This window comes from Streptococcus pluranimalium, from assembly GCF_047785745.1.
Classification (GTDB): Bacteria; Bacillota; Bacilli; order Lactobacillales; family Streptococcaceae; genus Streptococcus; species Streptococcus pluranimalium_B.
Genome location: NZ_JBLOJT010000008.1, coordinates 1 through 14884 on the forward strand (window position 1 = coordinate 1; position 14884 = coordinate 14884).

The 14884-nt window shown below is 38.8% G+C and carries 13 protein-coding genes; 9 read left to right on the forward strand and 4 right to left on the reverse strand.

The features are described from left to right. Positions 1 to 135: 135 nt before the first annotated feature. The 4 genes from ACMZ6U_RS02320 to ACMZ6U_RS02335 form a co-directional block, all read right to left on the reverse strand. The gene (locus ACMZ6U_RS02320) at positions 136 to 1365 is read right to left on the reverse strand and encodes an aminoacyltransferase (protein ID WP_416106037.1); all 1230 of its coding nucleotides are present in this window, start codon (positions 1363 to 1365) and stop codon (positions 136 to 138) included. A gap of 1 nt (position 1366) precedes the next feature. Then, the gene (locus ACMZ6U_RS02325; protein WP_416106038.1) at positions 1367 to 2587 is read right to left on the reverse strand and encodes an aminoacyltransferase; all 1221 of its coding nucleotides are present in this window, start codon (positions 2585 to 2587) and stop codon (positions 1367 to 1369) included. Further along, positions 2587 to 3396, reverse strand: a complete 810-nt coding sequence (gene yidA, locus ACMZ6U_RS02330) for a sugar-phosphatase (protein ID WP_416106039.1) — start codon at positions 3394 to 3396, stop codon at positions 2587 to 2589. The genes ACMZ6U_RS02325 and yidA overlap by 1 nt, the downstream gene beginning before the upstream one ends. A 79-nt stretch (positions 3397 to 3475) precedes the next feature. Then, positions 3476 to 4777, reverse strand: coding sequence for an HD domain-containing protein (locus ACMZ6U_RS02335; RefSeq protein WP_416106040.1), 1302 nt, complete (start codon positions 4775 to 4777; stop codon positions 3476 to 3478). 101 nt (positions 4778 to 4878) lie between these two features. Between ACMZ6U_RS02335 and ACMZ6U_RS02340 the strand changes: the two genes are divergently transcribed. From ACMZ6U_RS02340 to ACMZ6U_RS02380, 9 genes are all read left to right on the forward strand, one after another. Beyond that, positions 4879 to 5274, forward strand: coding sequence for a DUF1934 domain-containing protein (locus tag ACMZ6U_RS02340; protein ID WP_416106041.1), 396 nt, complete (start codon positions 4879 to 4881; stop codon positions 5272 to 5274). A gap of 176 nt (positions 5275 to 5450) precedes the next feature. Next, entirely contained in the window at positions 5451 to 6998 is a 1548-nt protein-coding gene (locus ACMZ6U_RS02345; protein ID WP_416106042.1) for an MFS transporter, read from the forward strand. Between the two features lie 59 nt (positions 6999 to 7057). Continuing rightward, positions 7058 to 8095 (forward strand): sugar kinase, encoded by a 1038-nt coding sequence (locus tag ACMZ6U_RS02350; protein ID WP_416106043.1) that lies wholly within the window; start codon positions 7058 to 7060, stop codon positions 8093 to 8095. 12 nt (positions 8096 to 8107) lie between these two features. Beyond that, positions 8108 to 9901, forward strand: coding sequence for a beta-glucuronidase (gene uidA, locus ACMZ6U_RS02355; protein WP_416106044.1), 1794 nt, complete (start codon positions 8108 to 8110; stop codon positions 9899 to 9901). Positions 9902 to 9936: 35 nt separating this feature from the next. Further along, complete coding sequence (locus tag ACMZ6U_RS02360; RefSeq protein ID WP_416106045.1) at positions 9937 to 10659, forward strand: FadR/GntR family transcriptional regulator; 723 nt, start codon at positions 9937 to 9939, stop codon at positions 10657 to 10659. A gap of 136 nt (positions 10660 to 10795) precedes the next feature. Further along, positions 10796 to 11416 (forward strand): bifunctional 4-hydroxy-2-oxoglutarate aldolase/2-dehydro-3-deoxy-phosphogluconate aldolase, encoded by a 621-nt coding sequence (locus ACMZ6U_RS02365; RefSeq protein WP_416106046.1) that lies wholly within the window; start codon positions 10796 to 10798, stop codon positions 11414 to 11416. Position 11417: 1 nt separating this feature from the next. Continuing rightward, on the forward strand, positions 11418 to 12818 hold the full coding sequence (gene uxaC / locus ACMZ6U_RS02370; protein ID WP_416106047.1) for a glucuronate isomerase: 1401 nt from the start codon (positions 11418 to 11420) through the stop codon (positions 12816 to 12818). Between the two features lie 63 nt (positions 12819 to 12881). Beyond that, a complete protein-coding gene (locus ACMZ6U_RS02375) occupies positions 12882 to 13976 on the forward strand; it encodes a mannonate dehydratase (protein WP_416106048.1) in 1095 nt (364 codons plus the stop codon). Positions 13977 to 14016: 40 nt separating this feature from the next. Continuing rightward, positions 14017 to 14856: an SDR family oxidoreductase gene (locus ACMZ6U_RS02380; protein WP_416106049.1), complete on the forward strand. Its 840-nt coding sequence runs from the start codon at positions 14017 to 14019 to the stop codon at positions 14854 to 14856. Positions 14857 to 14884: the final 28 nt, after the last annotated feature.

Genomic DNA, 14884 nt, shown 5'->3' on the forward strand with positions numbered 1-14884 from the left:
CAAGATTGATCGGCTGTCCTTGACTATTTGAGAATACTACATCAGTTGATAGCTTTAAATTGCGTTTGACAATATCAATAACATTGTTAGAAACCGAAATTGTCCGCTCGTGTATTTGACTAAAAACGCTCCTATTTACCGTCTTAATATTTTTTTGATTATTTGAATAGCTTTCAATTTTAGAGGTTTTGGATAATAATTAAAACTACCTGGTCTTCTTTCGATATAACCATTAAAATTTTGTTTGAAACGAAGAATACCATCACTACCATCAAAAGTACCTTCGACACCTAAAAGGTTGTAGTTTAAGATGCCTTTTTCAATACTATCTTTCATGATGTATTCTTGAAGAAGGGCAGGGGCATAAAATTTGTTAAATTCAGGGTAGGAGCCACTAAAGAAGTAGGTTGTTTCTTGCGGCATTTGAATAAAGAGGCTGCCTGCTAAAATGATATCTTGATCACCATATTTTGCAATAAAATCCTGTGCTTCAGCTTTTCGAGTGTCAAATGTTTCGGACTGACTGCTAAATTCACGGTGTTGATTACGCTTTTTCTCTGAGTTTGGATTTTGTTCTAAATCATTCTCAAGTTTTGTCATTTTTGCCTTTAATTTATCTTGATCTTTGGTTAGGTGATCAAGGTAATCTTGGAAGTTGAGACTGGCAACAAGAAATTTTGCTTTATCTTTGAAGCCATCATACAAATATTCGTAGTACTCAAGTGGTTTATCGTCATAGTCACGGCGATCAGATGTCGCAGAAGTAACTTTTTTGAACAAATCTAATTCATGACGTTTTAATTGACGGATGCTAATGCCGAAAGTGTTGGCTTTTTTTACCAGTGCCTTACCTTTTTTACTAAAACTATTTAGGAGTTTGGCGGGCTCGATGTTTTCTAATGATTTAACATAATGCCAGTCACTACTTTTAAAACCAGTTGTTAATCCTTGAAACTCATAGCCAGCTTCTTTGAAGGTATTTAGTAATTCTTGATTTTTATCTGAGATTTCATTGCCATTGTCATCATAACGCTGATAACTATCATAAGGTTTAACAGCTAGTTCAATAGTATTGTGTTGTTTAACAAATACTTTTAACCCTTCAAGGAAAGGTTTTAAGTATTGACTGTCATCATATACAGGGCCATAGTGGATTTCTGAATAAAGACCACCAGCTACAGGTGTACTATATAAGATGGCTGCTACTTGAACAAGGTCATTGTCGTCGACATAACCGACAGGAGATACCTGATAGCCTCGCTTTTCGAGAAGGTAGCCCATCTCAGAAGATTGTTCAAAACTGCGATGTTGGGCTTGATTAACAAAATGATCAAAAATGTCCCAAGTTAATGCTTTTACAGGCATCTTAATATTTGCTCCTTAATTTTTTGCGTAACGTATAGGCAGTGTTGGATAAGCGATAGAGAAGTGGGTTGACAGGGATATTAAATTCTCCAATAAATTCTTCAATCATTGGATTGAATTTTGATTTGAATTGGTACAAACCGCCGTCTAATTTGTTTTCAATTCCTCCCATATTTTGCCATTTAGCTCCTTTTTCAAAGGCATGACTTGCGGTTTCAAACCAGGTGATAAGAGGAGCGTTGTACTGTCTGTATTCTTCGTCCATACCGGCGTAAATATTTTCTGAAGTGTCTCCGTAGTTAATAGAGAGTGTTCCTGCTAATGGGACTATTTCTTGACCACTAGCTAATTTTTCATTGAAAAAATGGATCTCTTTTTCGAAGCGTTTGATATCGTTCTCGGTTGATTTGACTTTATTTTGACGATTTTCTGAAGTGAAAGTTGCTTGTAATGCCAGAGCGTCTTCGAGTCCTTTTTCAGCGATGGCTAGGCGCTCTTTGAGATTGACCTTTGCCATGGTAATAAAGGCATCGTCGCCGTAGGTTTTTAGTAATTTTTCGTAGTAATCTTGCCCACGAAGATGAATCTGTTTACGATCTTCAGTCTTTTTCATGAGTTTGGCAAAATCATCAACGAGGTCTATACTTCCAAAAACAATTTCTACACCTTTATTGCGTGAAGTACGAATACTTTGACGGATTTTCTTAGGTAGAGCCGCTTCTGAGAAACCTTCTGCATAGATATTGGCTTGAAAACGTGGTTGGATATTTTGAGATAAATCCTCTGTTCGTCCTGTCCATTCAGCACCAGCATCGGTTAGATTGTTGATAACATCGTGACCGAATAGTTTCTCATTTAATTCTTCATCGACGTGATGATCGGCTAAGAGGATGAATGGATCGCATTTGATAAAGAGGGCTTTTTTCTGCTTACCATATTTTTTTAACTGTTCAAGAACAAATGCTAGAAGCTCTTTATTGCCATAGTCCATAACAGGTCCACGAGGGATATAAATCATGGTAAAGCCCAGCGGCAGTGGTTGAACCAAGACAGAAGCAACAGCAACTAGCTGTCCATTATTATAGAACCCTATGCGGTCATTTCCCCAAGTATCCTTAATCTTAGCCCAAGAACTAGACTGTAGTAGGTTTGTTAAGGGATGATGGATGACAAACTGGTCGTGCTCTTCGGGAGAGATACCAATTTTTACAGAATATGTCATTACTTCAATACCCACTCTCTAATAGCATATGCAACACCAGATTCTTCATTTGATTTGGTGATGTACTTGGCAATTTTTTTGAGCTCTGGTACACCGTTTTCCATGACGACTGGAGTACCAACGACTTCGAGCATGGCACGATCGTTTTCTTCGTCTCCAATAGCCATCGTTTCGTCCATAGTAATCCCAAGTTGTTTAGCGAGTGCTTTGATAGCATTTCCTTTGCTGACACCCTTGTCAACGACTTCAAGATAGAACGGTTTAGATTTGACTAACATGAAACGATTGGCAAATTCTTCGGGAATGTTTGCAATAGCTTCATCAAGAATGTCTGGTTCATCAATGAACATGATTTTAACGATTTCCTTATCAGCCATTTCTTCAGGTGTACGGTAATAAACTGGCATGTCTACCAGTGTCGCCTCGTGGATAGTGTATTTGCCGATATTACGGTTGGCTGTGTAAATACCATCTTTAGTGATGGCATGCATATGGACACCAAGTTTTCTAGCCATCAATTCAATATCAAGGTATTCCTCGTATGAAAGAGGAACTTTAACAATGTCAGAACCTGTATCGGTTTCTTGAACTAAGCCACCATTGAAGGTGATGACATAATCACCCTTATCACGTAGATTGAGGTCATCTAGCATTTTGGTAACACCTGCGATGGGGCGTCCTGTAGTGATAATAATTTTGACACCAGCAGCTTTGGCATCTTGAATAGCCTGAAAAACTTCTGGTGTGATTTCTCGATTGTCGTTTAATAAAGTACCATCAATATCGATAGCAACTAGTTTGATAGACATGGTCGTCTCCTTTTTTCGTAAAAAGTGTTTCCTATCTAGTTTACTAAAAAACTGCCATTTTGTCATGGCAGAGCTTAGGTTATAGGGTGGTGGTCAGGTGGCCATTAGTGATATTTTTTTGAAATGTGATCTTGTCTTGGGCGAATAGATCATCTGTTTGCAACATTTCTTTTGGGAAGTAGAAGCGACGATCTCCGTGAATATTGCCGGACAGAGCTCCTACCAGCGTTGATAGCGATGATAACTCTTGTTTACTGCCATCTTTTTCGGCGATGTCTATTTGCGTCCTAGGTTTATCGCTTTCAGGTTTATAAACATCGTAGGGCAAATCGAGATTGATATGAACTCCTGTATAATAATCGGGATCAAATCCGGTCTGTCTCACCAAGTTTGTCATTTCAATCAACTGCGACTGATTTTCCGTGTCAAAACTGATGGAGGTTAAGAGTTTACGATTGATGAAACGGCTAGCCAAGTCTTTGAGGATACTGTCCTCACTCGTCATCCAAGCCTGAAAATAGGTATTCATAACGCCATCATCTAAGGATAGATAGTCTGATAGGCTTGACTGCTTTTCAAAGAAAGGAATGAGATTTGGCGCTGTTTGTTGAAAATAGTTGGGTGTTGTTTGATAGAGAGTTTTAGCCCTTTTGAGAAGATTTTGTAGGAGAACTTCCATGGCACGACTGGATGGGTGAAAATAGACTTGCATGTACATTTGATAACGGCCGATTAGATAGTCCTCGACAGCGTGCATGCCATTTTTAGCAAAGACAATCCCATTTTCAACAGGCTGAATGACACGTAGAATTCTTGTTAAATCAAACTGTCCATAGGATGTACCTGTGTAGTAGGAATCACGAAGTAAATAATCCATACGGTCACAGTCAATTTGACTAGAAATAAGTTGTACGACTTGTTTGTTGGGGTAGGTGTGGTTGATGACACTAGCAACTTGCTCTGGAAAATCGGGTGACACCTGCCGAAGAACGGCATTAACTTCAGTTTCAGAATTGGTGATGATTTCTTGAGTGTAGGCTTCGTGGTCTGTTTCAAAGAGTCTCTCAAAAGTATGAGAGTAGGCACCGTGACCAATGTCATGAAGGAGGCCTGCCACCATTGTTATTAATGATTCTGCGGGATTCCATTGTTGAGGGTATTGTGCTTCAAAAATCTCTGTGATACGACGGGCAATATCATAGACACCAAGGCAGTGTGAAAAGCGATTATGTTCAGCACCGTGAAAAGTATAAGAGGTTGTAGGGACTTGTTTGATACGACGGAGACGCTGAAATTCTTTGGTATCGATCAGTTGAGCGATGATAGGTTCCTTGACATGGATGTAATTGTGAATGGGGTCTCGGAAAACTTTTTCTTTCATAGCATTTCCTTTCAATGGCGTAAGTTAATTTTATTATAGCAAAAATTGCTGGAAAGCTCATAAATTGGTACAATGATAAGACCAAAATGAAGGAAGACATTATGAAAATTATCATTGATAACAAAATTATGATGGATCAGGACATCGATATGGTTCACGAAGAAGCTCATGGGGAGTATAAGGAGAAGGGGGATTTTTCTTATCTCATTTATACTAATTCGGAAAATGAGCGTGTTATTTTGAAATTTAATGCGAGTGAATTGACTGTTACACGGTTTAGCGAGCCTCAGAGTATGATGAAATTTGAAAAAGATACCTATGCACAAGCACAAATCCCTTCGCCGATTGGCTTGCAACGCTTGGTTACCAAAACCACACAGTTTGCATTAAATCAGGACGATCGAGAATTAATCCTCCATTATCAACTTTTATCCCACCCAGAAGCAGAAGAAGCCTTAGCTGATTATCAGATGCGTTTACGCTGGGAAGCGAAATAAAGGATAGTCTATAAAAGTAATCTCAAACAATAATTATCAGATGAATTTAGAGTGTTTTTTCTAAAAAACACTCTTTTTTAATTTTAAACAAAAAATATATTGACAAATCATCTGATGAATAATAAAATGTAGATAAATAAAAACGCTTTCAAAAGAAAGCTTCAAGGAGGCGACTTATGATGAGTCATAAAAAGGATCGAAGTGAAGATGTTACCTACAATCGGGCGAAACTGTGGCAGATTATTTTATTTGCCGCAAATAATACGTCTACCAATATTTATCTGGTAGCCTTTAGTTTTGTTGCTTATTTTTCTACTGGTGTCCTTGGTTTAGCGGCTATATTTGTTAGTCAGTTGATGGGTTATATTCGTATTTTTGACGGGTTTATTGACCCAGCTATCGGTGCCTTAATTGATAAGACGAATACTAAATTTGGTAAATATCGTCCTATTCTTGTCTTAGGTAACTTGATTACAGCTCTATCATTTCTATTCTTGTTCAATATCCATCATTTTGGTAAAGGAATGGTTATGCCATTGTTTATTGTGGCTTTAATTACCCATAAAATTGGTTATTCTATGCAACAAACCATTACCAAAGCTGGTCAAACTGCTCTTACTAATGATCCTAAGCAACGTCCTATCTTTAACATTGTTGATGGTATCATGACAGCTATTTTATTTTCAGGAAGTCAGATTGTCGTTTCTAGTTATTTAGTCAAAAAACATGGCGGCTTTACGGAAAGTTTCTTTATTGAATTGATGTGGCAGGTTATCCTTATTTCAGCAGCCCTTGCCGTATTTGCCATTATTGGTATTTGGAAAAAAGATAATTCTAAATACTTTGGACTAGGTGGTGAGAAAAACAAGAAAACATCACTCAAAGATTACTGGCAAGTTATTAAAGGAAATAAACCTTTGCAAGTCCTTTCCTTGTCTGCCGCTCTTGTCAAATTCTGTGCACAATTGTTTGGCGATGCTGTTGTCACGGTCATGCTTTTTGGGATTCTTTTTGGTAACTATGCCTTATCTGGTGCTATCTCAGCGATGATGGTCATACCAAATATACTCGTAACAACCTTTGCAGCCAGTGTGGCGCGTAAAAGAGGGCTTCGAAGGGCTTATATTTTAGCTCTGCAGATTGGTATCGTTGGTTTGATGGCTATGGGATCTCTTCTTTTCTTCGGTGAACAAGGTGGCTTGAGTTTTACAAAATGGACACCATATAGCATTGCTTTTGTTATTGCCTATATCTTTGCGCGCTACTTCTCATCAGCGCCGTCAAGTCTTGTTTTGACGATGGGAGCTGATATTTCAGACTATGAAACTTCTGTATCAGGGCGGTATGTTTCAGGTATGATTGGAACTATTTTCTCATTAACGGATTCAGTGGCATCTTCCTTTGCACCGATGGTTGTGGGTTGGGCTCTTACTTCAATTGGTTTTGCCAAAGACTATCCAACGGCAGAAACACCTTTGACACCAGAGTTGAAAATGATGACAATTATTTTATTTGCCATTATCCCAGCAGTTTTCTTACTAGTCTCACTTTTCTTGATGAAATTCTATAAACTTGATAAAGAAACGATGGTTCAAATTCAAGAAAAAATTCATACGATGAAAGCGGCTCGTGATAAAGAACGTGCTATGGCTATTGCTAAAAATGTTCCATTGTCAGATATGGATTATGTTGATTTATCAAAATATCCAGTAGATGATAAATAAAATGAATTGCAGTTGCCCTTTTTGAAGCAACTGCTTTTATACTAGGGGAGGATAAAAAATTGAAGAAAAAAGTTGTTGCATTTGGTGAAATCATGTTAAGATTGTCGCCCCCACAACATCAAACCTTGACACAGGCTACTCAATTAGACTGTCAGTTTGGTGGATCTGAATTGAATGTTCTATCGACTTTGGGGCAATTAGGGCATACAGTTTCTCTGGTGTCAGCCATTCCTGATAATGACTTGGGACATATGGCAGAATCATTCTTATTTGCTCACCAAATTGGACAAGAACATTTGGTGAAAAGTGGGGATAGATTGGGAATTTATTACTACCAAAAAGGTTTTTCTCTAAGAAATAGTCGTGTTCTTTATGATCGCAAGTTCTCGTCATTTTACGAGTCGCAATTATCAGATTATGATTTAGAGGCTATTGTTGAGGATATGGATTGGCTTCATGTTAGTGGCATAACGGTAGCTTTGAATCCCAATATTTGCGCTATTGCTCTTGCTTTAATGACTAAAGCAAAGGAAAAAAATATCCCTATTTCATTTGATTTAAATTACCGAGAAAGCCTTTGGGACTCTTTTCAACAAGCGCGTGACGATCTGTCTAAGTTGGTTGCTATGGCGGATGTCTGTATTGGGATTGAACCTGTTTCCCTATTGACGGATAAAGGAGGGGATTTGAAGGATGAGTTAGGATTGACGAGACCTTACAAAAATCGTGAGGTTCTGTTAACCGTTTTAGAGACAATGGCTGATCATTATGGTTTGAAATACATCGCCTTTACAGAAAGAGAAATTGGCGCAACCAATGAGTATTTGTTAAAAGCCTACCTCTATGATGCTCAAGAAGTTATCCTACATGAAACGGATAGGGAGGCTATTCAAGTTTTGGATCGCGTAGGAACTGGCGATGCCTATACGGCTGGGATTATTTATGGATTGCTTGAAAATGTTTCAGTTCCAGAAGTTTTAGAACTCGGTATGGCTAGCTTCAAATTTAAACATACCATTGAAGGTGACATCAATATCGTCACTAAAGATGATATTGAACAGTTTATGAAAAAAGGTGACTTGGATATTAAACGATAAGGAGAAAAAGATATGTTATACCCAATTTTAACGAAAACACGTAATGTTTATGATTTAAATGGTTTATGGAATTTTAAACTTGGTGACCATAATCCCCAAGAGCTCTTAGCTTCAGATGAGGTTATGACTGTTCCGACCTCTTTTAACGATGTGCTTGTAGATCAAGCTAAGCGAGATTATATTGGTGATTTTTGGTATGAACGTTTTGTTGAGATTCCTGATATTAACAAAGAGCAAGAAGCTGTTTTACGCTTTGGTTCTGTGACTCATTATGCCAAAGTCTATGTGAATGGGGAATTGCTTGGAGAGCATCGCGGCGGCTTTACACCGTTTGAGGTGCTTATGCCTGATCACTTGATGAAAGAAAGTCGTCTCAAAGTTTCTATCTGTGCAAATAATGAACTCAATTATACGACGTTGCCAGTTGGGAATTATAGCGAAGAACTTCAAGAAGATGGTAGTCTTAAAAAGAAAGTTCAGGAGAACTTTGATTTCTTCAACTATGCGGGGATTCATCGCCCAGTGAAGTTAGTGATTCGCCCTAAAATCCATCTATCAGATCTTGTTATCACGAGCCAACTATCTGATGATATGACTTCTGCTGTTGTAAAAGTGGATGTGACCAGCAGTCAGCCTGTCGATGATGTTAAAGTAAGTATTTTTGATGAAAATCAACAAGAAGTTGCCGTCTTGGAAAATGGTCAGGCTGAGCTGCTAGATGTTCGTCTATGGGAAGTTTTGGATGCTTATCTTTACACTGCACATGTTGAACTTATCAAGGATGGTAAGGTTTTAGATGTTTATGATGAGCCGTTTGGTATTCGAAGTGTTCGAGTGGCGGACGGTCAATTCTTTATTAATGAAAAACCTTTTTACTTTAAAGGTTTCGGAAAACATGAAGATACTTTTATCAATGGTCGTGGGTTGAATGAGGCAGCTAATTTGCTCGATCTGAACTTGCTTAAAGAAATCGGTGCCAATTCCTTCAGAACCTCACATTATCCTTATTCTGAAGAGATGATGCGCTTAGCTGATAGACTAGGGATTGTTGTTATCGATGAAGTTCCTGCTGTCGGGCTTTTCCACAATTTTAATGCTTCGCTAGATGCATCTCGAGGAGGCAATGAGACGTGGAAACGTTTAGAGACGAAAGCGGCCCATGAACAAGTGATTAGCGAATTGGTTCAAAGAGATAAGAATCACCCTTCGGTTGTTATGTGGGTCGTGGCTAATGAGCCAGCAAGTCATGAGGACGGGGCGCACGAGTATTTTGAACCTTTAATTAAGCTATACAAGGATTTAGATCCTGAAAAACGCCCTGTAACCTTGGTTAATATCATGATGGCTGATCCAGAACATGATAAAGTTATGGATTTGGTTGATGTTATTTGCCTTAACCGCTATTACGGCTGGTATGTGCATCACGGTGATTTGAAAAAAGCAGAAGAAGGCTTGCGGAAAGAGTTAGAAGATTGGCAAGCGCTTTATCCAGATAAACCAATCATCATGACAGAATACGGAGCAGATACTCTTCCAGGTCTTCATTCCATGTGGAATATCCCTTATACAGAAGAATTCCAAATTGATTTTTATGATATGAATCATAAAGTCTTTGATGAAATTGCCAATATCGTAGGTGAGCAAGTGTGGAATTTTGCTGATTTTGAAACAAATCTGATGATACTGAGAGTACAAGGTAATCACAAAGGACTGTTTTCAAGAAATCGTCAGCCAAAGAGTATTGTTAGGAGTTTTAAAAAACGCTGGGATAGTGTTCCGAATTATGGTTATAAAGCTAAAAAGTAGTATAATAACCATAAAAGGTTTAAGGAGGAACAATTATGGCAGCGCGTCCACTGGTTGAAAAAACAGCAGAACGCCTCTTGCAATTTATTTTGAAGCAGGGGTTTGAAGTTGGACAAAAATTACCAAACGAATATGATCTGTCAGAAGTGCTAGATGTGGGACGTAGTACCGTCCGAGAAGCTGTTAGAAGTCTTGTGGCTCGTAATATTTTAGAGGTCAGACAAGGCTCAGGAACTTATATTAGTTCCAAACAAGGAGTTGCTGAAGATCCCTTTGGATTTGCTTTTGTCAAAGATCGCATCAAATTAACGACAGATTTATTTGAATTAAGGTATCTTTTGGAACCAAGAATTGCTGAACGTGCCGCCCAATTTGCTAAAGAAGAAGACATTGAGCGTTTGGAAAAACTTGCTCTGGCTATTGAAGAAGCACTAAAAGCTGATGATCCAAAACATTTAGAGCTAGATGTGGCATTCCACAGTTTAATAGCGGAAATGAGTGGGAACATTGCGGTTAAAAGTTTGATTCCTGTGATTAATGAATCCATACAAATCATCAATGAAGATTACACAAATCGTCAGATGAAACAAGCTAGTATTGAGGCTCATCGTAATATCGTAAACGCTATTAAAGCAAGGCACCCAATAGGTGCTTATGATAGTATGATGTCTCATATCTTAACCGTCAGACAAACTGTGTTAGATAACTGGTACGAAAAGAAAATTGAACTACATGGACTGCCGAAATCTAACGAATGATTAGCTACCTATAGCATATATAAAAAGATTGGGGCTATCCCCAATCTTTTTATATTTAAGCAGAAAACTCTTGACAAATCATCTGATGAATTTTATAATTAATTCATGATAACGATTACAAAAAAAGGAGGGGGCTATGTTAAATGTTCTAAAAGAAAATTATTTCTTTGCCGTTATACGTGGCAAAGATGAAAATGATGCGAAAGAGATTGCGCGACGTGCTATTGAGGGAGGGATTCGAAATATTGAAATCACCTTTTCAACACCCAATGCCCCTCAGGTTATTCGTGATTTGACAGAAGAGTTTGAGAACTGTGATGATGTCGTTATTGGGGCAGGAACTGTGATGACAGTTAAACTTGCTAAAGAAGCGATTGTTGCTGGTGCGAAATTCTTAGTTAGTCCGCATTTTTCTGCTGAGATTCAAGGTGTAGCAAAAGAAACTAAAAATCTTTACTTCCCAGGTTGTGCTACGGCGACTGAGGTGGTTACGGCAATGGAAGCTGGCTGTTCGATCATCAAGATTTTTCCTGGAGGCATTGTAGGACCAAGTTTCATTAAAGATATTCACGGTCCGATTCCTCAAGTGGATTTAATGCCATCTGGGGGAGTATCCGTAGCCAATGTTGCTGATTGGAAAAAGGCTGGAGCTTGTGCTGTAGGTATCGGTTCTGCCTTGGTAGCATGTGTCGCTGATGATGGATATGATTCAGTGACTGAGATTGCAAAAGAATTTATTGCAGCTGTAGGAGAATAAGATGGGATTTAATGACGAAACTTTTATGTTAACGAGCGAGCCAGCTCTAAAACTGTATGATCAAATTAAGGATCAACCGATTTTTGACTACCATTGCCATCTTGATCCAAAAGAAATTTTTGAGGATAAGGTCTATGACAATATCGTTGATTTATGGCTGGGTGGTGATCATTACAAATGGCGTCTCATGCGGGCGCACGGTGTCTCTGAAGACTATATCACAGGAGCAGCTTCTAAATTAGATAAGTTCAAAGCCTTTGCGCGCAGTCTCTCACGTTCTTATGGCAATCCTGTGTATCATTGGTCAGCCATGGAGTTAAAAAACGTCTTTGGGATTGATGAGGTGTTAACAGAAGAAAATGCTGAAGATATTTACCATCGGATTAATGAAACGCTAAAAACTAAAAAGATTAGCCCACGTAAACTGATTAAGGATAGTCAGGTGACGTTTATCGGAACGACAGATCATCCTTTGGATTCTTTAGAATGGCATCAAAAATTAGCTGACGATGTTAGTTTTGACACGACTGTTGCACCGACCTTTCGTCCAGATGAGGCTTTTATCGAACATCGAAACTTTACAGATTTCATTCGTCGATTGAGTCAGGTGACAGCAGTATCAATTGAAGAATTTCAAGACGTTATCGACGCTCTGGAAAAGCGTGTCGCTTATTTTGCTGAAAAAGGCTGCAAAGCAAGTGATATTAGCTTTACCGAGATTGTCTTTGAAGAAGCTGATAAAGAGACTTTGGATAGTCTTTTGAAAACTGTTCAAGAAGGCTATCAGCCAAACCAGTTGGAAATCAATCAATGGCAAACGGCAGTATTTGCAGAACTTTGTCGCCTTTATAAACAATATGGCTTTGTAACACAGGTTCATTTTGGAGCTTTGCGTAATAATCATTCTGGCATTTTTCAACAATTAGGAAGTGATGTCGGGGTGGATTCGCTTGGTGATCAAACAGCACTGGCTATTAACATGAATCGACTTTTGGATCATTTAGCTCAACAAAACAATCTACCAAAAATGATTTGGTATAACTTAAATCCTAGCTACAACATTATTGTTGCTAATACTCTAGCCAACTTCCAAACTAACGAAGAAGGGATTAAATCCTACCTTCAGTTTGGTGCTGGTTGGTGGTTTGCAGATACAAAGTCTGGTATGCTAAGCCAAATGACGGCCCTTGCTGAACAAGGTGTACTAGCAAATTTTGTTGGGATGTTAACAGACTCTCGAAGCTTCTTGTCTTATCAACGTCATGATTATTTCCGTCGCATCCTTGCTTCTTATTTGGGACAATGGATGGTAGAGGGTGAAGTTCCAAACGATTATGACGCAATAGGTCAAATGGCTAAGGATATTGCTTATCACAATGCTGTTGAATATTTTAACGATTAAAGAAAAAAACTTATCGTCAGCAAGGCTCTTGCTTGAAGATAACTAAGGTATGGGGGAATTATTATGAAAATGTCATTTCGTTGGTACGGGAAAAATGATCCTGTGTCACTTGAAGAAATTAAAGCCATCCCAGGCATGCAGGGGATTGTAACAGCGGTTTATGATGTGCCTGTCGGACAGGCATGGCCTTTAGAGAATATCCTTGAACTCAAAAAAATGGTCGAAGATGCAGGTCTTGAAATTACAGTTATTGAATCCATTCCTGTTCATGAGGATATTAAGCAAGGAAAACCCAATCGTGATGAATTGATTGAAAATTATAAAACGTCCATCAAAAATGTTGGAGAAGCTGGTATTCCGGTTGTTTGTTACAATTTTATGCCGGTTTTTGACTGGACGCGTTCTGATCTGAATCACCCACTTCCAGACGGTTCAACCTCACTTGCCTTTCTCAAAGAAGATTTAGAAGGGGTTGATCCAGTGGCAGATGATTTGAACTTGCCAGGTTGGGACTCATCTTATTCAAAAGAAGAGATGAAAGCGATTATTGAGAATTATCGCAATAATATTTCTGAAGAAGATTTGTGGGCTAACTTAGAGTACTTCATCGAAGCGATTATGCCAACAGCTGAAGCTGCGGGCGTTAAAATGGCGATTCACCCTGATGACCCACCATATAGCATCTTTGGACTTCCACGTATCATCACTGGTCAAGAAGCTATTGAACGCTTCCTTAATATTTATGATTCGTCAAATAATGGCATTACCATGTGTGTGGGTTCATATGCATCAGATCCTCAAAATGATGTGATTGTCATGACAGAATATGCTCTAAAACGCAATCGCATCAACTTTATGCACACACGAAATGTTACTGCGGGAGACTGGGGCTTTCAAGAAACCGCGCATTTGTCGCAAGCTGGTGATATTGATATGAATGCTATCGTGAAACTTTTGGTTGATTATGACTGGAAAGGTTCTCTTCGTCCTGACCATGGACGTCGTATCTGGTCTGATCAGACAAAAACACCTGGCTATGGTATTTATGATCGTGCTCTTGGAGCCACTTATTTCAACGGTTTGTATGAAGCCAATATGCGTGCTGCAGGAAAAACACCTGATTTTGGAATTACCGTGAAAACAGTGGGAGATAAATAGCTGAACCGTCATTTTCTAATATAAAGAGAGGAAAAACATCATGTCTAGAGTAATTGAATTTAAAGAAAAAGTTGTTGTTGTGACTGGAGCAGGAGGTGTTCTCTGTGGCTATATGGCGAAAGAGTTTGCGAAAGCTGGTGCTAAAGTTGCACTCTTAGATTTGAACCAAGAAGCAGCTCAGAAATTTGTTGATGACATTGAAGCTGAAGGTGGCATTGCTAAAGCTTATAAAGCCAATGTTTTGGATAAAGACAATCTTGAAGAAGTACGCCAAGCGGTTGTATCGGATTTGGGTCCGACAGATATTCTTGTCAACGGGGCAGGGGGAAATAACCCTAAAGCGACGACAGACAATGAGTTTCACCAAACAGATTTGCCTGAGGGAACAAAATCATTCTTTGATTTAGATAAAGCCGGTATTGAATTTGTCTTTAATCTTAATTACTTAGGAACCTTGCTTCCTACTCAGGTTTTTGCCCAAGATATGGCGGGACGTAAAGGAGCAAATATCATCAATATTTCTAGCATGAATGCCTTTACGCCATTAACTAAGATTCCTGCCTATTCTGGTGCTAAAGCTGCTATTTCGAATTTTACGCAATGGTTGGCAGTGCATTTTTCAAAAGTTGGTATCCGCTGCAATGCTATTGCCCCAGGCTTCTTGGTAACTAATCAAAACCGTGGTCTTCTCTTTAATGAAGACGGTTCACCTTCGGAGCGTGCGAAAAAAATTCTTCGTAATACTCCGATGGAGCGTTTTGGAGAAGCTGAAGAATTAATTGGTGGTCTTTTCTTCCTAGCGGATGAAAATTCAGCAAGTTTTGTTAATGGTGTCGTCCTTCCAATTGATGGTGGCTTTTCAGCCTATTCAGGCGTCTAATATGTTTTAAGCGCTTGATGCGTCGTTG